Raw genomic sequence first — 20,834 nt, 5'->3', positions numbered from 1 at the left:
TGTTCTTTCTAAAATTATTTTTGGATATTCAATTTATCTAAGGCATGTTTCGCATTTTCACGCGCTTTACTCGTGCTATCAGAAGCAGCTAAGACCACTGCAACTCTACGCCCAACGGTTGTTACAGGTTTTCCGAATACCCGAACCTCTGTGTTAGGTACAGTTAGTGCCTCTTCTAATCCGCCAATTTTGTAATTATCTAATTCTTCTTCTACTTTTAAAGGACGGCTGGCACCTGAAGTATTCTGAATAATTTCAGGGATTGCGTATCCTAAAATAGCACGAACGTGCAGAGAAAATTCTGATAGATTTTGGGTGATAAGTGTTACTAAACCGGTATCGTGTGGTCGAGGAGATACCTCACTGAAATAGACATGATCACCCGAAAGGAAAAGTTCTACCCCAAAAATTCCATATCCTCCAAGCTCATCTGTAATTGTTTTGGCAATTTTCTTTGCTTCTTGGATTTGTTGTTCCGTCATTTCATGTGGTTGCCAAGACTCTATATAGTCCCCATCTTTCTGAATATGGCCAATCGGAGCACAATACATTGTTCCATTTATAGCACGTACAGTCAGAAGGGTGATTTCCGAATCAAATTGAATAAACTCTTCAATAATCACTCTTCCGTTTTGTACCCTTCCGTTATTTTGTGCAATTTCCCAGCAAGTCTCTAATTCTATTACAGAGCGACAAATACTTTGTCCTTTACCTGAAGAACTCATAAGAGGCTTTATCACACACGGAAATCCAATTTTTTGTACTCCTTGTACAAATTCTTTATATGTGTCGGCAAATGCATATTTAGCAGTGGGAAGATTTAGAGTTTCAGCAGCTAAGCGGCGAATTCCTTCGCGATCCATAGTAAGCATTGTCGCTCGTGCTGTAGGAATCACATGATACCCCTCATTTTCCAATTTAATAAGTTCAGATGTCGCAATGGCTTCGATTTCCGGTACAATTAAATCTGGTTTTTCAGTTTCGACAATCTTTCGAATTTGTTGTGGATCTAACATATCAACTACGTAGCTTCGATCGGCTACTTGCATTGCAGGAGCGTGTTCATATCGGTCAACGGCAATTGTTTCAACGCCAAGTCTTTGCGCTTCAATAATGACTTCTTTCCCTAATTCGCCAGACCCTAATAATAGAATTTTTCTTGATTGATACATATAAATCCCCCCCACTTTCTAGTCAAAAGAATTATACACGAATTTTATCAGCTAATAAATATAATTCATTCGTCTTTTTTAACTAAAAGATAGAATTTCTAGTTATTTTCCGCATAAAAACTCATTAATCCCGTATAATCATTAAACTTTTTTATTTTCACATGAGCCCTCTTTGCTTATTTACGAAAAAGATCATTCATTAAATTAAATAGCAAACACTCAGTTTTTGGTACGACGAATTTCGCATTAAAATAACAGTTTTTGTTGAATCTACCCTTCTTTTGAAAGCTTTTGTCTAGTAGCAGGAAAAAGTGAACCTCAATAAAGAATATTACTTAAATTAACCCCATTTAAGTTTCCAAATAGAAAGGAATGGAGATATGAACAATAGCCAGATTTTAAGAGCCTATTCAATTAATGAAGTTTCTAAGCAAATAAATATTCCAACAGGTACAATTAGACAGTGGGAAAGGGATTTACAAGGTCTTCTTATTATTCCTCGTACAAAGCAAGGTGCAAGATATTATACAGAGAAAGAGATCACACTGCTTAATAAAATAAAAGAGATGCGTGAACAAGATATAAGTAAAGGGATGATTCGTTCATTATTAAAAAAACATATGAAAATCGATTCAGAACCTACTTCCGAAACATTCGAAATGACGATTCCGCCAGTAGAAGAGATATCCATTCAGACATCTAAGGGGCAGCAGACAGACAATATGTTAGAGTTTAATACCGCTTTGGAAACATTTAAGGAGAATCTTTTATCAGAAATCAAAAATGAGATGGACGTAAGCCGTAATGTACTCATTGAAGAGATCAAAAATGAGTTTATAAACGTCTCTTTCCAAACAGTTGATGAAATCTCTAAATCTATTCAGAGATCAGATGATAAAAGAAAAGTGGATGTTCATGAAATTTCGGAGATGGTTATGAAAGCTTCGGAACGTACCTCTGAAACATTCGCAGCCCTATCTGTTGACATTGTGAAGGATTCGAAAGCTACTTTCGAAAAGCTTTCGAAGCGAATGGATCTGACTGTTAAAGTTACTGAAATAGAGAATCAAAATGTACTAGAGAAAGTCTCTAACACAGTTCAGGAAACAAAGGATGAAATAAGACATATTACGCAATCATTTGATACTAGGCAGGATGATTTAATTGAATCACTTAACGATTTAAAACAATCGACCGGTGAAATAAAAAAAATAGAAGAGGTGTTTAAAGTTATGATATCAACCTATCGTGACGCCGCAGCAGCTAAAGAAAAGAAGAAAAAATGGTGGCAGTTAAAGTCTTGAGAAAAAACAAAGGATCTTACTTAATTTGAATGAAATTATTTATTTAGGCTATGTAATTCATGATTTGTTTTTTTGACAACAATATTTGTTTACATAGCCTAATTTTATTATCCATACCAAATTTCTTTATTATTAGTATCATGTTAATAAATTTGGGAACACAATGAGAATTTTATTATAGTTAATACTTATTACCGTAGCAAACTGATTAAACATCTCCTGTTTGTTGGTGATGAGAGATGTTGAATTTAATTTAACTTATCTGCATTATCCCATTCTATAATTCATTAATAAATATTCCTACATCAATCAAAAATCTGCTAAATCTATTGAATGTGAACCCTGAGTTAACTTTAATACAGTTTAAAGTTTATTATATTTCTAGAGTTTTACACATGATTCTTTTGGTAGATTGAGGCTAAGTAAGCTCTCCAATTTTTTGAGTCAGGTACATCTACTTCAATAATTCGGTATTATTTATCATTTTCATCACTAGAAATACTTTAAACTCATAGAAATTGAGTTCTAGAATCTCCATCTTCACACTCCGTGAGCGATAGTTTTGCTTAAATTATTTAAAAGATTAAAAGGTGTTTTTTTATATTAGGATTCGTCTCCTTTCCCATCTACACCCACTTCCCCTTCTTCCTTAATATTATGATATGTTTGATTTTACCACACCCTTCTTATCTATTTTATTGATACAATTCTTATGTTGAATAAGTATGGGGAGGAATACATCTATGAAAAATCTTAAATTCCTTCTACCTCTAATATTGGTGATAACTTTCACAGGAGGATTTTTTGCAGGTAAATTATTTTCTACGAATAGTCAGCAAGAAAGGTTAATAATGGAACAAGCATCCAAATCATTTATAAAGCCTCTCCCTAAGCAACTGCCAAAGTTAGAATCGGCAAAAGACAAAGTATTAATTGGCTACATTCAGGATTTTCGTGATCCCAATCTGGTTGATTACGATAATTTGACACATATTATCTTTTCCTTTGCCCACCCTACAAAGGATGGTGGACTTTTGCTTAATGGAGAAACCGCTTTGAATAATTTACGGCTAATGGTTTCAAAAGCACATGAGCATGATACAAAAGCTATACTTGCTGTAGGCGGGTGGTATCATATCCAGGGTGGCGAATCCTATGAGTATTTTAAGTCAGCGATAGCCAATTCAACATCGAGATCTAAGCTTGTCAATGAGCTTATAAGTATAGTAGAACGGGAAAAGCTTGATGGCATAGATATTGATTTTGAACATCCTCGATCATGGGAGGATGCTCAAAATTTAACTAGTTTTATCAAATTACTAAGTGAAAAGCTTCATGATAAAAACAAAGAATTGTCAATTGCAGTTCAAGCTAAAATTAATAGTGTTACAGGTACTCAAAGTAATTATGTCCTATATGAACCATCGATGTTCCAATATGTCGACCATGTAAATATAATGGCGTATGACGGTCAGTGGGATGGTGGATATAACGCTGCTAACTTGTCCCCATATCCGTTTAACGAGAAAATCGTAAACTATTGGACTAGGCTGTTTGATTCTCATAATCTTTCAAAAGAAAAACTAGTATTGGGTGTTCCGTTTTATGCACAGCCAGAAGATCCTTCCATTAAGCAGATTTCCTACGCGGCAATAATAAAAAATAATACAGAAAATGCTGAACATGATACTGTGAACATGAATGGAACAACATATTATTACAACGGTGCCAAGACCATTCTAAAGAAAACAAAGTTAGCACTAGATCATGGATTTGGTGGGATGATGCTTTGGGAGGCCGGTCATGACGCAGAAGGATTATACAGTTTGACGGGTGTTATTTCCAAAGCATTGCAGGCTGAAGATAGTTATGTATTTAAAGAAGATGATACACAAAGAGGAACAGATTAAACCTTAAATAATTGCACAAAATAAATGTTCTTCTAATAATGTAAAAAAGCTCAAGTGTGAAAATGAGCAGAATAACCGCTCATTTTCACACTTAACTAAATGATCTGATGAAGTGACACTGTTTATTCCGCATTAACGGCAAGTAACCCCTCACTTTAAGGCTTAGAGGAATCAAGAAAGCGTAAGTGGGAGATAAAGAACGTTGCGTATTTAGTCTGTGATTCATTGAAATTGTACTTTATCAATTTTTCGTTAATAAGTAGAATTCACGTTACCTATTATGTTTCTTATATGACAGAAACATAAGGCTTTCCTTCTTCTTTTTCACTTACCCTTTCAATTTTATCAACAAACATTTGAAAAACTTTTTTCTTTTCTTCAAGCTCTTTTATTGATTCTTTCAATTGGCTTACTTTTTGTTCAAATGGCTTATGGTAAAGATCCCGAATGTCTCGAATTATTTCATCATTTATTGTAGATTGTACTACTTGTTTAGTAATATTGAATTTATAAGAATAAACTTGAAGTTCACGTTTAACTTCTTCGTATTCTTTTTCAATCACATTTAATTCTTCACTAATTTCTTCTTTCCACTCGTCTAAAGCTTTTTTTATATGTGTTTCCATCTTTATCCCCCTCGACTATACTCAATATGTCCCATAAAAAAAACACTTCTTAAAATATTACCAATGATTCTTTTCAGTTTTATTTCCATGAAGTTACATAACAAATAAGTTTTATTACAAAGGGATAACATCTTAATTGGACCATAAAAAGAATAAGGTTTAATTGGTACAGACCAAATATATAAAAAAACTGATCCGAAAAAATATTACTTTTCGAAACAGCTACTTTCTTATTAATATTTACTATTCGACCTTCAAATTATAGTCAATTTTTTATGATTGGTGTTAAGCGACAATACACTTATCATGATTTAGTTCCAAAGAACGATTTGGCTTTTTGAATATATTCACTTTCTTCTTCAGGTACCTCATCTTCATAAAATATAGCCTTTACAGGACAAACTGGTTCACAAGCACCACAATCAATACATATATCTGGATCAATAAAATATTGGTTATCACCTTTTGAAATACAATCTACTGGACAAACATCTACACATTCCGCTGCAAGCTCTTTTATGCATGGTGAAGTTATTACAAATGTCATTTTAAATTACCTCCAAGTTTGAGTATTTGGTTCCGTAAGTATGCCTTTGTGTCGGAATATATCGCTTGTACTTCAATTTAATGTGCTTACATAAATAATTCTAAAAATTTTTTCACGGTATCGCGCCATTTATTCTTTAAACCCTTCAATATTATTATTATATAAATCTGACAAATATACCCAATACATACTGTACACCTTTTAATATATTGGAAGTTCATTATTAAAATTCACAAAGATTTATGTCATCGTATAATTAAGATTCTTTGATTGTACTATTTATAGTTTATTGATAAATGGATAGTAAATGTCATAATGGAATAATGGGGATTTGAAATTGAATGTATAGTTGATTTATCTAAAATAGAGCAGGACCATGGGAGGTATACCATTCGTTTTATCTCGAAAACGAATTTCGTTAAAAAGATTTAATAACAGATTAAAGACTTAGATTTATTGTGAGTGATATGAATTTGTGGTTTTTAAGTGAGATAGAAAGCATTTTGAAACCCCTTGAAGTAACAGTTATGCTCTAATATTGTTTAGATAAATGCAATCGTTAAGAAATATGACCTTATATTAGTGAATGGGGGAAAATCTCCGTAAAGGCTAATGTAGAATCTATCGAGTTAATTAAATATGAAATAGAAAAAAATTACTGCCATTTATGTAGAAAACCTTGGTCCAAAGTGAGGGCCAAGGTTTTTAGAATGTTTTCTACTTTGGTGAAGTAAATAGTCAAAAACAAATGGACCAAACCCTACAATGCAATCCAAGTATAAGATGGATGTTTATATCAATTCTTATCTAGATAATTTTGCAAGCGTCCTCTAATCTCATTTCGAGTCCTTTGTGTATCCACCCAAATGGGCTCAGGTACGATCCCACCTAAATAGTGCCATAGTTGGTTATTTTAAAGGTGATTGGGTAATTTGAGAAAGTCGTTCATTAATATCAAAAATTTTCATGTTTGCATTTGTGATTCCGAATCCACTCAATCTTTTAGTGTGTTTATCTACATATTTTTCAGCATCTTCTTTTTTCTCAAAAATATAAATTCCGCCTGCTTCATTCGTTTGTTGATTCTCTGTCCATATTTTCCAAAGAAAACCTGGTTCTTCATTGATACTTTTAGCTAATTCAGAGAAAGCTTTTGCCATCTCATCCCCATACGGTCCTTCATGTTTAAAATCAACTTGTAATAAATATGCCATACTGTATTCTCCTTATTATGTAATGAATTAACTAAATGTACTTTCACATTAAAACAAAGGTAAAATGAAGACTTATGAAAACCGTCAAAATTACCCTTAATATTTATTTTTGATAACACCTTTTGTATAATAAGTATACTACCTATAAAAAATATATCAAATTCTAAATACGATTTTATCGTGTCGTAATTTTAAAATTTTTTATCAAAAATGGTTTGCTACTTGTTTTAGGTCGTATTACCAAATATACGAACGTATATTCTTGTGTTTTTGTTATTCTAGTGGTTATAATAGTAGACATCGGTAAAATATACAGTTAGAGGCTTTATTTTCTCTGTAAGTCTACCTTAAGAGTTAAATCTGGTTTTAAATGAATTAGGTATTGGGGTTTTTATGATCTGATGCAAAGGTGCAGTTGTTGAACAAATTACAAAAAATGAAAAATGAGGAGCGGTAATGATGAGACAGATTACGCCTTATCTAAATTTTAGCGGAAAGGCTAGAAAGGCTTTAGAATATTATAAGGAGATTTTTAAAGGTGAAATCATTGGTATCCAAACCTTTGGTGAAGCAGACTTTCCAACTCCAGTAGAAGCTGATGATCGCATTATGCATGCTCAATTTAAAAAAGATGATTTATTTTTCATGGTTTCAGATACATTTCCCGGTAATTCAGTTGAAATTGGGAACCACATTTCTTTGACAATTGATTTCGAGAACGAAGCGGAAATTCAAAATGTTTATAAACGACTAAGTCAAAAAGGTACTATCCTTATGGAGCTACAAGACACTTTTTGGGGAGCAAAATTTGCAAAAGTGCAAGATCCTTTTGGTATGATATGGGACCTTAATTATACCAAATCTTAAAGTTATGACTATTAATTGATTTAACGATTGAACTACCTTCCCTTTAATTTTCTAACCAAATTTGAAGTGGGAATTCCTACAAACACCGGTGGATCGACTATTTATTAAGTAGTCTAACCACGTTCCAGCGGATAGGGCTTTATAACTTGTACGTTGTGAGCTTGCCAACTTGCCTTACTTTAGAACTTCGATACGTGTGAGGCGCAAGAATATTGCAGATTTTACCTAGCAGGCGCAATTCCTGCTAGAATTCTATTTCTTCAGTTTTCAAAGAACTAATTGTAATTAGAAATTGCACCATAGTGATAAGGTTTTTTCTACATGAAAATGTAATTCATCTCCCACCTACTCATTGGGCTATGCCCTTCACATTCCTTGATGTGGGAGTCTTCTCTCCTAAAACCGATTAAATAAGTTTGTATTTCTTGGTTTTGATGTTTTACAGTAGTAAAAGTGTGCATTACGATACTTAGATACTCAAAATAAAGGGATATTTCTTTCCTAAACAAAATTTTTTTTATTATCCCCCATATGATCTATCCTTCATTATAAGATGCTAGCAACGGCATGTATGAATTCCACATAAATCTCATCAAATATTTTCATTCCCTTTACAAAACCTCCTTGTCCCTTCATATTACCTTAAAATAGCCATGTTACTCTTAAAAAAACAAGAGGGGGTTTTAGTTTTGCGACGTCCTTCCGCTTTGATCCTTACAGCCCATTATGGGAATGGCCATCTTCAGGTTGCTAATGTTATTGCAACTGAACTCAAACAAAAAGGATTTGAACCTATCGTATCTGATTTATTCGGTGAGTCTTATCCAGCATTTTCTACCTTTACCCAATCTTTACTAGTCAAAAGTGTTTCCTATAGACCTTCTTTTTATAAATGGTTTTACTACGGAACGAAAAAAGTAAATTCTAAAGGGCTGTCTCAATTCTCGCGATATTTAGGTCGAAAAAGGCTTCAGGAACTTATTAACGACCATCTACCCTATTTTATCATTACAACATTTCCTCTTCATGCTGCACCTTTTCTTAGCAAAAGATCCGGATTTTTCATTCCAACTTACACTGTCATAACCGACTATTGTATTCATCCTTATTGGATTAATCCATTAATTGATCATTACTTTGCTGGTTCCGACTCGGTTAAAAGCTCTTTATTAAATCAATATATAAAGGACAAATGTATTACGGTAAGCGGGATACCCATTCGTCCAGAATTTGAAATGCATATTGATAAAAGAACTTATTTCCAAAAACACAATTTTAACCAGAATAAAAAAGTGATTACTGTGCTTGCAGGAGCACTAGGTGTTTTAAAAAACGTAAAAGAGCTTTGCCAGCTTCTTGTGTGTAATCCTTCTTATTATGTTGTAGCAGTTTGTGGAAAAAACAATAATTTATACGAAAAGATTCTGCCGCTCGCTATTCACTTTCCCGAGTCTTTTCGTCTATTCGGATATGAAGAAAAAGTCTATGAGCTTATGGCGATATCTGATTGTTTAATTACAAAACCGGGAGGGATCACTCTTACTGAAGCTTCCGCGTTGCAAATTCCGTTAATTCTTTATAATCCAGTTCCCGGGCAAGAAAGCGAAAACGCTCGGCATTTTGAAAAGAATGGAGCGGCTCTTATTTCCCACACTATAGCGGAAACGGTTCACCACGTACATGAGTTATCAAGTAATGAAGAATCGGCTCAAAGCATGAAAAGGGCATTACATAAAATTCACAAACCACAATCTTCTACTCTCATAGCCGATTTTGCAATTAATCGGATCAACCGTCAAAATTCAGTTCTTTAGTGAGGAGATTAGAAAATGGATACAACTACCCATATTATTATTGGCGTAGGTCTAGGGGCGTTATCACAATTAGATCCAATAGTGGCTGAAAGTACAACCTTATCATATGCAACGCTATTAGGTACATTGATTGGTTCAAACGCACCTGATTTTGATTATGTATATAAATTTAAAGGAAATAGCAGCTATTATCGCCATCATAGAGGGTTATCACATTCTCTACTTGCCCTGCCTTTATGGGGTCTTGCCGTCTCTGGAACCATTTATTCTTTTCTCCCTGATATATCCTTTTTACATTTGTTTATTTGGACGTTTCTTTCCGTTATTTTGCATGTCTTTTTAGATTTATTTAATGTACATGGAACCCAGGTAATTCGGCCATTTTCTGCAAAATGGATTTCATTTGATTCGATACCATTAGTAGATCCAAATATTTTAGTACTTCATACTATTGGGTTTTTTCTTCTTCCTTTTTATGAGACAGGAAAAGTTTTTCTTGTCGTATACTTGCTGATGTTCTTATATATATTGATTCGCACTGCCTATGCCTACTATACAAAAAGATATTTGCAAGGTTATTTTCAAAATGCAATTCGCATCAAACTAATGCCAAGAGCAAGAATCCTTTATTGGGGTTTGTTGATCGAAACGGAGGATGATTTTTTATTCGGTGAATATTCCAGAAAAAGCCTTATTATTGAACATACACTACCGAAAAAGCAGTTAGACTCTGAAATGATTTTGGAAAGCATGAATAACAGTCTCGTAACTGACTTTCTTTCAAGCACCGATTATGCCTACCCCTTTGTCGAAAAAAAGAAAAATGGAACCTTTGTTTATTGGAAAGATCTCCGTTTTCGCCACAATAAATTTTTTCCTTATCTAGCTGTTGTGTTTATTTCCGCTGAATTAAAAAGCACGGCATCCTATACGGGGTGGGTTTATTCTTTGAAAAAATATAAAAAAGTTATAAGAAAATTAGAGCAAACTTCAGCTTCTAATTCTGGAAAGAAGAAATCCTATTTTAGAGGGGTAACTATTGATTAAGTAATTTATTAGAGAAAAAGTGTAGTAGGAAAAACGAGCCTTAGAAAGAAGAGGCTCGTTTTTTTTGACACCTCTTTTCTATCTAAGAAAACAAGACTTAAAGAACGTATAATAGTACTGCTTTTGTTTGTTTCAACTCGTATAGATTTTTTCAAAAGTTCGATCGCAGTTCCTGTGATAATTTTTCTAGCTTGTCTCTCTATGGAAAATGTTTTTATGTTTACCTATTAGCAAAAAACGAAACTGTTGAAAACTTTCAACGTTATAATAATAGTTTTTTATAAAGCCCGGCAATAGTGTTTAATATGAATTCTGGGATTCTCTTTGAAAAAAAACACTTTTTATAAAAGCGGTAGAATGCATTTATTAAGTCACTCCACTGCCTGCATACTTTATTTTGTCTAAATCGAGCTACATCGATTAGTTTAATTTTTTTATCTGATGTGAATGGATATCAGATGGATTCAAGCCTTCTTGTCTAGCTAATCATAAAGCACGATCAACCTCTTTTACCTGGTCTTCTGAAATAGGGATACCCTTTTTTAAACATTCAAACAACGTTTCACCCTCTATATAATCAATGACTAAATAATTGGAACCTGCTTCTGTTAAAGATGGAAAATAGGGAAATAAAAATTTTTTGTTATGGTTAATGTTTAAACTTGGCATCTAATAGTTTCCACCCTTTATTAAATATGTTAATGGTTTTTCGGTAAAAATATCAAACTATCCATTTCTTTGAAATCAAAAACTATAATAGTTTCATCTATATTTTTTTGTTAATTATTAATATTTTTTCTTTTTATCTAATCATAATTACTATGACTTTTTAACTAATTGTTTACAAGGTAATAGGGGAATGTAATACTAGAGCAGGGTCGTCTAATAATTTTGGATACAAAATTAGGAGACATTATAAAAGAGCTAACGAGTCATCATCATTAGAATTCGGGGGAATACATGGTTTTAGATTAGTTTTTTTCATTACAGCCAATTTCTCGGTGTTATTCGTCATCATATGGAATTATTTGATTCATAACATGGGTGTTATCTGTCGACTATTCCGAAAATGATTAAGAGTAACCTTACCGTTTATGATAATATGTTTATGCTTAGGGTGTATTTGATAAAAAATTTATTAAAAAATGTTAATTATCAATACTGGGTGGGTGAATCCATGATGCAACACTTGATGTATCTTCTAGGACATTTTGGATACTTTGGTATCATTATTGCTTTAATGGGAGGGATTATAGGACTTCCAATACCTGATGAAATTCTTTTAACATATATAGGTTATTTAGTTTTTAATGATCAATTGAATTATATGACTTCTTTAGTAAGTGCAGTTACTGGTGCTATCGGGGGTATTTCAATTAGTTACCTTTTAGGGGGGAAATTTGGTTTACCATTTTTAAGGAAATTCGGACCAAAGTTTCATCTTACTGAGAAAAGGATTAATAAAACAAAGCTATTATTTTCGAAAGTAGGTCCATTTCTTCTTTTTATTGGTTATTTTATTCCCGGAATCCGTCATGTTACTGCCTATCTAGCTGGTATTAACGGGCTTTCTTATAAAAAATTTGCTGTGTATGCTTATTCTGGAGCAATTGTATGGTGTTTCACTTTTATTACTTTAGGAACAAAACTAGGTCGAGAATGGAAGAAAGTTGGAATTTATTTAACTGATTATAGTCTTTACATTATTATACTTGTTGTCCTTCTCCTTCTTATTTTTGCATTTGTATACTTTAAGAAGTCCAAAAATAGTGGGAAATTTGTGTGAAGTGATTTAATTACATAAAAGTTGCTCGTGAGAATATAGGGAAAGACTATAAAGTTTTTTCTCGCCTTAACGGGCAGTAAAACATGAAGTAAGTTTACATAAATGATATTAATGGCTATTTTCATGAGAGGACTAATAATCAGTGTGGGATAAAGAAATCCCCACTGATTGAAATTCCACTTTATTAAATCTTCAGAAATAGGTTGTCTGATAAGGGTCTGATCTCGCACACTTTAACTAAGTTCTAATATATCTTTTATCTCTGGACACTTACCTATACATATTATAGGTAAGAACATATTTTATTGAGAATTAGAAAAAAGGAGGCCTATTATGAATACTGGTCTAATTAATCATCTGGATGTAAATGACTTGAGAAGACCGTTTGGTTTTGGAGGATTCGGCCATGGTTTCCACGCTGGGTTTGGAAGTCCATTTGGTTTTGGTAGGCCATTTGGATTTGGCTTCGGAGGCCCTTTTGTTGGAGGACTGTTAGGGGGTCTTGCTGCTGGTGCCTTAGTGGGTCCTTATTACGGTGGTTACGGTTATTCGTATTATGATAGCTATCCATACTACCCATATTATTAGTGATCGAATATAAATCAAATGATCAATTGAATGATATGAATGTTTGACCTTGTATTAATAATTTAGAGGCTGACAGGTGTGTCAACCTCTTTTTGCTCCGTTATGAAAATAGGATAAACTACATTAAAGGTTGCAAATCTATTAATTGAATAGTCCTTGATTATATTATCATACCTCCCAATGTAAATAGTCTTCCTATCAATATTTCTTTTGCTTCTAAAAGTTGAGCACTATTCATTTGGGTCACCCCTTTTGATTCCTATCTTCAATTTATACAGCCTAGATAAATTGGTTTTATGATGAAAGTTATCGCTTATTTTTATCCCACTCTTAACGGTCAGTAAGCCCCTCACTGATGAAGTGTTTCACTTAATTTTATAGAAGTTTCTCACCGAATAACGATCCCATCAATGCCACAGCAGCAATTGCAGTTTTATTCTTCTCATCTAATATTGGATTGACTTCGACAAACTCTGCTGAAGTTATGATGCTTGCTTCTGCCAACATTTCCATTGCTAAATGACTTTCTCTATAAGAAATACCTCCTATAACAGGAGTTCCGACTCCAGGCGCATCAGATGGGTCAAGACCGTCTAAATCTAGTGATAGATGAACATGATTTGTACGTCCTCTAAAGTGTTCAATTGTTTCTTCTATAACTTTTGTCATGCCGATTAGATCAATTTCATGCATCGTATACACTTTGATTCCCTTTTCTTTTATTAACACTTTTTCACCTTCATCCAATGCGCGAGCACCAATAATAACTACATTTTCTGGTTTGATTTTCGGCGCGTATCCTCCTAGCTGAGTAAGTGCCGGGTGTCCCAATCCAAGACTTGCAGCAAGGGGCATTCCGTGAATATTACCTGAAGGTGATGTTTCGGCCGTGTTCAAATCACCATGTGCGTCATACCAGATGACCCCTAAATTTTCATAATGTTTGGAGACACCAGCAAGCGTTCCAATTGCAATACTATGATCGCCGCCAAATACTAGTGGAAAAGCTCCGTTTTCTATTGCTTTATGTACCTCATTGGCCAAAAGTTCATTTTTTTCAGCTATTAATTCTAGGTTGCGAAGCTTTGAGTCTTGGTCAATGCTTATTTCAGGTCGGCCGATATGAATGTCGCCAATATCGTGGACTTCGTAATTCAGACTGCTGAGCCTCTCTACTATCCCAGCATAACGAATGGCACTGGGGCCCATGTCTACGCCTCTTCTCATTTGCCCCAAATCCATCGGCATCCCAATAATCATAATTTTTTTATTCATCATAATTCTCCTTATTAAGCTAGCTTTTCCTACAAAAACTTCATAACGGTAGTAAAAGAAAGAAGTTGGTGAGTAATTTATACGCTACATCATGGATTAGAAATATTATTCGACTTTATTCTAGTTTAATCCTTCTTGAAAATTCACTAAATTGAAAGAACTCTTTTGATTTGAGCTATAGCCCAATCAAGTTCTTCTTGTGAAATCACTAGAGGAGGAGCAAATCTTATGACCGAATCATGTGTTTCTTTACATAAAATTCCTGCTTCCATCAACGCCTCACAATATGGACGTGCTGCTTTTGTTAACTCAAGTCCAATGAATAAACCTTTACCGCGTACTTCTTTAATGAGAGGATTTTTAATTTCTTGGAGTTTTTCTTTTAAGTAATTTCCTAACTTCAATGAACGCTCTGCCAGCATTTCTTCCTCTAATACCTCAATAGAAGCTATTGAAACAGCGCATGCAAGCGGATTTCCACCAAATGTTGAACCGTGTGACCCAGGATTAAATACTCCGAGAATGTTTTTATTTGCAGCAATACATGATATTGGGAATACACCCCCACCTAGTGCTTTTCCTATGATATATACATCAGGAATTACATTTTCCCAATCACAAGCAAAGTTTTTCCCAGTACGACCAAGACCAGATTGGATTTCATCTGCGATGAATAATACATTTGTCCGTTTACAAACCTCTTCAACCTCTTGTAAATATCCATTTGGTGGAATAACGATGCCTGCTTCTCCTTGGATGGGTTCAACGATAAAAGCCGCTGTTTGTGGAGTTATTGCAGCTTTTAGTGCTTTGATATCTCCATATGGAATCAGTTTAATTCCTGGAAGTAACGGGCCGAATCCTCTTTTATATTCTTGCTCTGAAGATAGCGAAACAGCGCTCATCGTGCGTCCATGGAAATTTCCGGTACATGCAATTATTTCTGCTTTGTCTTCTTCAACTCCCTTTACATCATATGCCCAGCGTCTTGCTGCTTTAATAGCTGTTTCCACAGCTTCAGCACCTGTGTTCATCGGTAGGATCATTTCTTTTCCAGTTAGTTTTGCGATTTTTTCATAAAACGGTGCCAGCTGATCATTGTGAAAGGCTCGTGATGTTAAAGTTACTTTATCTGCTTGCTCTTTTAATGCTTGAATGATTTTGGGATGTCTGTGTCCTTGATTCACCGCCGAATAAGCACTTAACATATCCATATATTGCTTGCCTTCTGGATCATTTACCCACACACCTTTGGCGTATGAAATTACAATTGGCAGTGGCTGATAATTATTGGCACCAAATTTATTAGTTTTTTGAATAATTTCTTCAGATTTCATCTTCATTACCTCCTAATAAAATTGATATGCAAAATCTTTTTTTGCAAATGATATAGGAAAGAAATTAAGATCCTCAATCAAAAAAGTAATAGTGAAGTATCAGTATATGATAAAAAAAGCTGTGACTCTTCGTTCAACTTTAGCACTTTTTTCATTTTTTATTTGTTGAAAACTGTCAAGCATCAGCTCTTTTTTGCGGTATTGTTCTAGTCAATTTCAATATGAACAGCATGTTGTTGCAATCAATAAACGACAAGCAAAATCTGTTGCGTTATTGATCAGTTTTTAATAATGGCTTTTTCACATACTTTGTTGCTTTTCAATCATTTTTACACTAATAACCCGGGTTGATTTCCGTTGCAGGTCCTCGCTTTCCGCGGGCGGTCTCAGAAGCCTCCTCAGTGCTTTGCACTTGCGGGGTCTCCCTCAACACGCTTTTCCCGCAGGAGTCTCGCACCTGTAACGAAGATCAACATCTGTTCGAATTGGTTTCTTGCTAAAAACAACAATCTTTACGAAAAGAGCCTTAATAATAGAAATAAAAATAGTTTTGCTGTATTATGTTTATGGATAAAATTAAATATTCTGACGAGGTAGTTATTGGAATAAATATTTTGCTGGCATGATTATTATCCTATTTTCGGAAGACTTGGACATACAAAAAAGAGTCAGACTACGCTCTCTATACACGGTTCTTGTGATGCTTACGCTTAATTTGAACGGTGTATACTGATTACGTGTTCTGACTCTTATGTTATTTATTATTTTAAATCTTCAATTGAATTAATATCGACATATTTTGGTACAACTAAGCCTGTCTTCGTTCCTTTAAGGTTGGGTCCTAGGTCATCGAAATCATTTTTATAAGTATTATAATATTCGAGATGGGTACTTGGTAGCCACGCGCTGACCATTGCATCGGCACTGCCATTGGCAACACCAGCAAACATTGGTCCCACTTCAACTTGACTTAGTGTAACCCTATAGCCATTTTGCTCAAGAATTTTGCCAATCACATTTGTACTGGCTATTTCTGTGTCCCACGCAACATAGACAAGTTTGATACTTTCCCCATTTCCTGCTTGAGCACCTTTTGTCCATTCAGCTACTTTGTCTTGATTCGCATTGATCCATTTTTCAGCAGCTTTAGATGGGTCCATACCTCCGGTAACATCAACCATCACTTCTTCCAAATCACTTGTCTTCCAGCTAAATTGATCGAGAATTGTATAAGCGCCTGGCGCATCCTCTTTAAATCCTTTTCTAACGATTGTATTAATGTCTTCAGATCCACCATAAGTATTCTTAGGATCATCGAGATATTTCAAATCGTATGTAGAGAACATCCAATGTGGTGACCATCCCGTAACTATAATTGGTTCTTTCTTATTATAGGCTTTCTTCAATTCTGCAACCATTGCCGCCGATGACCCTTCAACAAGTTGCCAATTATCCAATCCGTATTTTTCAATTGCATCCCTAGACTGATTCATTATTCCAGCCCCAGGTTCAATACCAATGATTGTATAATCCGTTTGCCCACCAATACTGTTTGGATCTCCTTTCACAGCATTTTCTTTCGTAAATGCACCAAATAATGCTGTAACTACCACAAGTGCAGCTAAGATAGAAAAAACAATTTTTCGACTAAGTATATGCTCATACGCTGGTTTACGTAAGTTTTGCGTGATACGATCGAGAATAATTGCAATGAAGACAATCGATAATCCAGCTTCAAATCCTTCCCCAACATTAATTTGACTTACAGCTCGGTAAACATCTGCTCCAAGTCCAGGCGCACCAACTAATGAAGCAGTAACAACCATTGATAGAGCAAGCATGATACTTTGGTTAACCCCAGCCAAAATCGTTGGCGTTGCTAATGGTAATTGGACTTTAAATAATTTTTGGCTGCTAGTTGAACCAAATGCATCTGACGCTTCGATTAAATCTTTAGGTACTTCTTGAATTCCAAGATTGGTCATACGGATTGTCGGAGCAATCGCAAAAATAAACGAAGCAATAATTCCTGGTACGACTCCAATACCAAAAAATAATATGGATGGAATTAAGTAAACAAATGCAGGCATTGTTTGCATAAAATCTAAAATGGGAGTAATAATTTTTCTCACTGTGTTACTTTGCGCACACCATATTCCGATTGGGATCCCAATAAGTATTGTGAGAAACCCTGATAATATAACGATTGCAAGTGTTTGAATACTTGAATCCCAATATCCGAGGTTATCAATCAATAATAAACTTATTAATGTAAAGATTCCCAATGGCCATCGACTGGTATATGTCACCAAAAGGGTAAGGATTATTATTAATACGATAGGTGGACCAAAACTCATTACATTTATTAGGATGTTTAATAGCCCTTCAATCGCACTCGTTATAATAGAAAATAGTCCGGCAAATGCAATAGTTATCCAATCCACTAGAGAATCTACCCAAGCACCTAGTGGAATTTTCGGCATGTTCATTTAATCATTCACTCTCCATCTCATTCAAAGAATCTTTATTACCCGCTAAAGCACCAATTACAGCACCGCGAATGATAATTCCTTTTAATCTTTTCTCTTCATCTAACACCGATATCGGCAAACTTGAGGTTGCCATCACTTCCATAAGATTTACGAGCAGTTCATCTTCTGTAACGGTTGGAATATCGGTTGTCATCACTTCAGAAATGGATTGATTCTGATCAATTGCCTGACGAGCTTCCTCGGCGGTTAATGCCCCTAATAGCTTTTGCTTCCGATCAACAACAAATATGCTTGAATATCCTTGTTTTCGCATAATTTCCAGTGCAACCCTTGGTCCTCGGTCAACGCCGATTTTCTCAGGACGTTTCATAACATGTGATGCTGTTAATACTTTTGATAAGTCCACATCTTCGACAAATTTTTCAACAAATTCATTAGCAGGATTCATCATAATTTGTTCAGGTGTTCCTAGTTGAATGACACTACCATCTTTCATCAAGGCAATCCGGTCACCAATTCTTAATGCTTCATCAAGGTCATGGGTAATAAAAATAATCGTTTTTTTGTACTGCTCTTGTATTTCGAGTAATTCATCCTGCATGTCTTTACGAATTAACGGATCAAGTGCACTAAAGGCCTCATCCATCAATAAGACATCTGTATCACTAGCGAGTGCCCGAGCAAGACCTACCCTTTGCTGCATTCCGCCACTAAGCTGTGATGGAAGTTGATTTTCATAACCTTTTAAACCAACGACTTCTAGTGCCTTCATCGCCTTTTCTTTTCGTACATTTGGATCTACTTTTTGGATTTCAAGTCCATATTCTGTGTTTTCTAAAATGGTTTTATGAGGGAATAATGCAAAATTTTGAAAGACCATGCTAATTTTCTTTTGTCTTACTTCTCTTAATCGAGATGCGTTCATCTTCACGATATCTTCATTCTCAATCAAGATTTCTCCTATTGTCGGATCGATCAACCGATTGAACATGCGAATTAAAGTGGATTTTCCACTACCAGATAACCCCATAATAACAAAGATTTCACCAGGATAAATTTCAAAATTTATATTATTTACTCCGACCGTTTGACCCGTTTCTTTCAAAATTTCTTTTTTTGATTTGCCTTGCTTTAATAAATCAATGGCTGCTTTTGGAGATTTGCCAAAAATTTTCGACACATTCCTGACTTCTACATACGGATTCATCAAGTCACCCCATTCTAATAGTTGCCCATATTATATTCAGTTTTGCCGAATTTTTCTCGTTTTATGATGAGTATTCATAAAACGTGCAAGCGCCTATATGGAACTTAGAGTTGCTACATTTATTCAGACGTTGAAGTCAACACATCCGAGAGTATAGAAGAACGACGATATGCCACCTCCATATTTTATCTTTTTGTCTTGTTTAAACCTACATCCTTCTAAAGATTCGACTTAGAAGTGCGACTACCACTTCTCATAGACAAGTCGAACTAAAAAGAGCCACCCAGTGTAAGTCGCCAATGTCTTTGCTAGACACGACTTGGGGGGTTCGACTGCTTGCGCTAGACCACCTAAATTGAAAAAAAGATTCCCGTAAGCAATGATTTTGCTTTAAATAAATTTGTGATTTAATGAGTAGTTCGAGTAGGGAAAAGAGGTTACAATCACAACTGAGGAAACTAGCAGATAGCAAATACCAACTGAAATATAAATGGAATTTTTACTCAGATTTTTTAATTTTTTCTTACCTTGGAATTTACGGATACCCCCTGAAGTACTTTATTACCTTAACAAATAATAAGTGAGAGTTCAAACGAAGAGAGTCGAAAATTAATAAATGCTTATTAAGACAGAGTTAAATCATAGTGAAATTCATCAAATGTATAACGGAAAGTCATGATATTCTTACATTGTGTAAATCGGTGTATTACGGGCAGTTTGACTTACCTACGCTTCTTTCGATTCCTCTTTAGCTTTAAGAGTCTTACCCGTTAAAGTTGGGTAAAAGAAAGAAACAACACTTTAAAAGTGCTGTTTCTAGGTTTTCATATTCAATAAATTGTATGTAGTTATTTATATTTTTTATCACTACATTTTTAGATTTATCCCACTCTAAAGAATCCTCTGATGGAAGCTTTCTTTATTATTAAATTTTAAAGCGAATCCCAAAGAGCTGCAACTTTTGTTTGTTTTTGTTCTTTTTTCAAGGCTTCTATTGCTTTTATTTTTTCTTGTGCGGACTTTAGCAGTGTTTGATATTCAATAAAAATAGTTTTCATTTCTATGGGTATAACAATTGCATATGGAAATATCGGTTTCTCATCCATATATTTGTTTCCACTCTCAATCCATGGTTTATATTTATATTGCCCAGTAGCAGAAGAAACATTAATAAATCCATCTTTGGAAAGAACAACTCCCAATTGTCCAAATATATATTTAATTGCTTTTTCAATATCATCTGGGATTCTGTTATTTTCACAATATGATTTCTCCTGCTGTTCATTTAAATGCCACCAAATAGTTTTATTGTCGAGATGTTCATCAACTAAATGAACTGCATTTTCAATTAAAATGTTAACTTCAGACTTTAATTCTTTTAGTCTTACTTCTCCAACTTTTTCTGCTAACTCTGGATTTTCTTTAATTTCATTTCTAGCTGTATGTCCCATCCACTCCTTTACATAGGGAACAGCCGCACTCTTAAATCTAATTCTAACTTCTTCCATTTTGTTAATTATATCGTTGATAGCGCTTTCACAATTCAGGATTAGTATTTCGTAATTTTTTGACATTTACACTACCTCCTTTAAATATATACTGATATTGTAACATAATTCAGAAAATATAGATAATATTTTTCTGAGTC

17 protein-coding genes are annotated in these 20,834 nt (G+C 34.4%); 7 read left to right on the top strand and 10 right to left on the bottom strand.

The genetic code is table 11. From position 1 onward, the window contains the following. Nucleotides 1-14: 14 nt before the first annotated feature. Entirely contained in the window at nucleotides 15-1,172 is a 1,158-nt protein-coding gene (gene purT / locus HNP81_RS11730) for a phosphoribosylglycinamide formyltransferase 2 (protein WP_182502746.1), read from the bottom strand. Nucleotides 1,173-1,552: 380 nt separating this feature from the next. On the opposite strand from purT, the gene HNP81_RS11725 reads away from it, so the two are divergent. Both HNP81_RS11725 and HNP81_RS11720 read left to right on the top strand, forming a co-directional pair. After that, on the top strand, nucleotides 1,553-2,476 hold the full coding sequence (locus HNP81_RS11725) for a MerR family transcriptional regulator (RefSeq protein WP_028391250.1): 924 nt from the start codon (nucleotides 1,553-1,555) through the stop codon (nucleotides 2,474-2,476). Nucleotides 2,477-3,219: 743 nt separating this feature from the next. Then, on the top strand, nucleotides 3,220-4,386 hold the full coding sequence (locus HNP81_RS11720) for a glycoside hydrolase family 18 protein (RefSeq protein ID WP_182502745.1): 1,167 nt from the start codon (nucleotides 3,220-3,222) through the stop codon (nucleotides 4,384-4,386). 287 nt (nucleotides 4,387-4,673) lie between these two features. Here the strand turns inward: HNP81_RS11720 and HNP81_RS11715 are convergent, their stop codons facing one another. The 3 genes from HNP81_RS11715 to HNP81_RS11705 form a co-directional block, all read right to left on the bottom strand. Then, nucleotides 4,674-5,012 (bottom strand): hypothetical protein, encoded by a 339-nt coding sequence (locus HNP81_RS11715; protein ID WP_028391252.1) that lies wholly within the window; start codon nucleotides 5,010-5,012, stop codon nucleotides 4,674-4,676. A 304-nt stretch (nucleotides 5,013-5,316) separates the two neighbouring features. Further along, complete coding sequence (gene fdxA, locus HNP81_RS11710; RefSeq protein WP_028391253.1) at nucleotides 5,317-5,559, bottom strand: 4Fe-4S ferredoxin; 243 nt, start codon at nucleotides 5,557-5,559, stop codon at nucleotides 5,317-5,319. Between the two features lie 908 nt (nucleotides 5,560-6,467). After that, nucleotides 6,468-6,773 carry a monooxygenase gene (locus tag HNP81_RS11705; RefSeq protein ID WP_182502744.1) on the bottom strand — a complete coding sequence of 102 codons (306 nt, stop codon included), beginning with the start codon at nucleotides 6,771-6,773 and terminating at the stop codon, nucleotides 6,468-6,470. A gap of 456 nt (nucleotides 6,774-7,229) precedes the next feature. Here HNP81_RS11705 and HNP81_RS11700 point away from each other — a divergent pair, with 456 nt between their 5' ends. The 3 genes from HNP81_RS11700 (at nucleotide 7,230) to HNP81_RS11690 (ending at nucleotide 10,501) form a co-directional block, all read left to right on the top strand. Further along, complete coding sequence (locus HNP81_RS11700; protein ID WP_182502743.1) at nucleotides 7,230-7,640, top strand: VOC family protein; 411 nt, start codon at nucleotides 7,230-7,232, stop codon at nucleotides 7,638-7,640. Between the two features lie 689 nt (nucleotides 7,641-8,329). Beyond that, nucleotides 8,330-9,454: an MGDG synthase family glycosyltransferase gene (locus HNP81_RS11695; protein ID WP_182502742.1), complete on the top strand. Its 1,125-nt coding sequence runs from the start codon at nucleotides 8,330-8,332 to the stop codon at nucleotides 9,452-9,454. 15 nt (nucleotides 9,455-9,469) lie between these two features. Further along, on the top strand, nucleotides 9,470-10,501 hold the full coding sequence (locus HNP81_RS11690) for a metal-dependent hydrolase (protein WP_182502741.1): 1,032 nt from the start codon (nucleotides 9,470-9,472) through the stop codon (nucleotides 10,499-10,501). A gap of 486 nt (nucleotides 10,502-10,987) precedes the next feature. Here HNP81_RS11690 and HNP81_RS11685 read toward each other — a convergent pair whose 3' ends face one another. Next, nucleotides 10,988-11,170: a hypothetical protein gene (locus HNP81_RS11685; RefSeq protein WP_182502740.1), complete on the bottom strand. Its 183-nt coding sequence runs from the start codon at nucleotides 11,168-11,170 to the stop codon at nucleotides 10,988-10,990. A gap of 508 nt (nucleotides 11,171-11,678) precedes the next feature. On the opposite strand from HNP81_RS11685, the gene HNP81_RS11680 reads away from it, so the two are divergent. After that, complete coding sequence (locus HNP81_RS11680) at nucleotides 11,679-12,287, top strand: DedA family protein (protein WP_246399330.1); 609 nt, start codon at nucleotides 11,679-11,681, stop codon at nucleotides 12,285-12,287. Between the two features lie 333 nt (nucleotides 12,288-12,620). Beyond that, nucleotides 12,621-12,875, top strand: coding sequence for an inner spore coat protein YmaG (gene ymaG / locus HNP81_RS11675; protein WP_220478563.1), 255 nt, complete (start codon nucleotides 12,621-12,623; stop codon nucleotides 12,873-12,875). A gap of 375 nt (nucleotides 12,876-13,250) precedes the next feature. Here the strand turns inward: ymaG and rocF are convergent, their stop codons facing one another. The 5 genes from rocF to HNP81_RS11650 form a co-directional block, all read right to left on the bottom strand. Continuing rightward, nucleotides 13,251-14,150: an arginase gene (gene rocF, locus HNP81_RS11670; protein ID WP_376766741.1), complete on the bottom strand. Its 900-nt coding sequence runs from the start codon at nucleotides 14,148-14,150 to the stop codon at nucleotides 13,251-13,253. 146 nt (nucleotides 14,151-14,296) lie between these two features. Then, nucleotides 14,297-15,487, bottom strand: coding sequence for an ornithine--oxo-acid transaminase (locus tag HNP81_RS11665; RefSeq protein ID WP_246399322.1), 1,191 nt, complete (start codon nucleotides 15,485-15,487; stop codon nucleotides 14,297-14,299). 761 nt (nucleotides 15,488-16,248) lie between these two features. Further along, nucleotides 16,249-17,976, bottom strand: coding sequence for a glycine betaine ABC transporter substrate-binding protein (locus HNP81_RS24275; RefSeq protein ID WP_182502737.1), 1,728 nt, complete (start codon nucleotides 17,974-17,976; stop codon nucleotides 16,249-16,251). 4 nt (nucleotides 17,977-17,980) lie between these two features. Beyond that, a complete protein-coding gene (locus HNP81_RS11655) occupies nucleotides 17,981-19,186 on the bottom strand; it encodes a quaternary amine ABC transporter ATP-binding protein (protein ID WP_220478562.1) in 1,206 nt (401 codons plus the stop codon). 932 nt (nucleotides 19,187-20,118) lie between these two features. After that, nucleotides 20,119-20,760, bottom strand: coding sequence for a hypothetical protein (locus HNP81_RS11650; RefSeq protein ID WP_182502735.1), 642 nt, complete (start codon nucleotides 20,758-20,760; stop codon nucleotides 20,119-20,121). Nucleotides 20,761-20,834 lie beyond the last annotated feature (74 nt).

The sequence above is a fragment of the Peribacillus huizhouensis genome, assembly GCF_014138605.1.
Taxonomy (GTDB): domain Bacteria; phylum Bacillota; class Bacilli; order Bacillales; family DSM-1321; genus Peribacillus; species Peribacillus huizhouensis.
This window is presented reverse-complemented; position numbering and strand designations above follow the sequence as displayed.

What these genes read in the sequence shown, in the direction of transcription:
- rocF (WP_376766741.1), bottom strand. Translation starts at nt 14,150, where the DNA reads ATGAATAAAAAAATTATGATTATTGGGATGCCGATGGATTTGGGGCAA.
- HNP81_RS24275 (WP_182502737.1), bottom strand. Translation starts at nt 17,976, where the DNA reads ATGAACATGCCGAAAATTCCACTAGGTGCTTGGGTAGATTCTCTAGTG.
- purT (WP_182502746.1), bottom strand. Translation starts at nt 1,172, where the DNA reads ATGTATCAATCAAGAAAAATTCTATTATTAGGGTCTGGCGAATTAGGG.
- HNP81_RS11700 (WP_182502743.1), top strand. Translation starts at nt 7,230, where the DNA reads ATGATGAGACAGATTACGCCTTATCTAAATTTTAGCGGAAAGGCTAGA.
- ymaG (WP_220478563.1), top strand. Translation starts at nt 12,621, where the DNA reads ATGAATACTGGTCTAATTAATCATCTGGATGTAAATGACTTGAGAAGA.
- HNP81_RS11720 (WP_182502745.1), top strand. Translation starts at nt 3,220, where the DNA reads ATGAAAAATCTTAAATTCCTTCTACCTCTAATATTGGTGATAACTTTC.
- HNP81_RS11685 (WP_182502740.1), bottom strand. Translation starts at nt 11,170, where the DNA reads ATGCCAAGTTTAAACATTAACCATAACAAAAAATTTTTATTTCCCTAT.
- fdxA (WP_028391253.1), bottom strand. Translation starts at nt 5,559, where the DNA reads ATGACATTTGTAATAACTTCACCATGCATAAAAGAGCTTGCAGCGGAA.
- HNP81_RS11690 (WP_182502741.1), top strand. Translation starts at nt 9,470, where the DNA reads ATGGATACAACTACCCATATTATTATTGGCGTAGGTCTAGGGGCGTTA.
- HNP81_RS11725 (WP_028391250.1), top strand. Translation starts at nt 1,553, where the DNA reads ATGAACAATAGCCAGATTTTAAGAGCCTATTCAATTAATGAAGTTTCT.
- HNP81_RS11655 (WP_220478562.1), bottom strand. Translation starts at nt 19,186, where the DNA reads ATGAATCCGTATGTAGAAGTCAGGAATGTGTCGAAAATTTTTGGCAAA.
- HNP81_RS11665 (WP_246399322.1), bottom strand. Translation starts at nt 15,487, where the DNA reads ATGAAATCTGAAGAAATTATTCAAAAAACTAATAAATTTGGTGCCAAT.
- HNP81_RS11705 (WP_182502744.1), bottom strand. Translation starts at nt 6,773, where the DNA reads ATGGCATATTTATTACAAGTTGATTTTAAACATGAAGGACCGTATGGG.
- HNP81_RS11715 (WP_028391252.1), bottom strand. Translation starts at nt 5,012, where the DNA reads ATGGAAACACATATAAAAAAAGCTTTAGACGAGTGGAAAGAAGAAATT.
- HNP81_RS11650 (WP_182502735.1), bottom strand. Translation starts at nt 20,760, where the DNA reads ATGTCAAAAAATTACGAAATACTAATCCTGAATTGTGAAAGCGCTATC.
- HNP81_RS11680 (WP_246399330.1), top strand. Translation starts at nt 11,679, where the DNA reads ATGATGCAACACTTGATGTATCTTCTAGGACATTTTGGATACTTTGGT.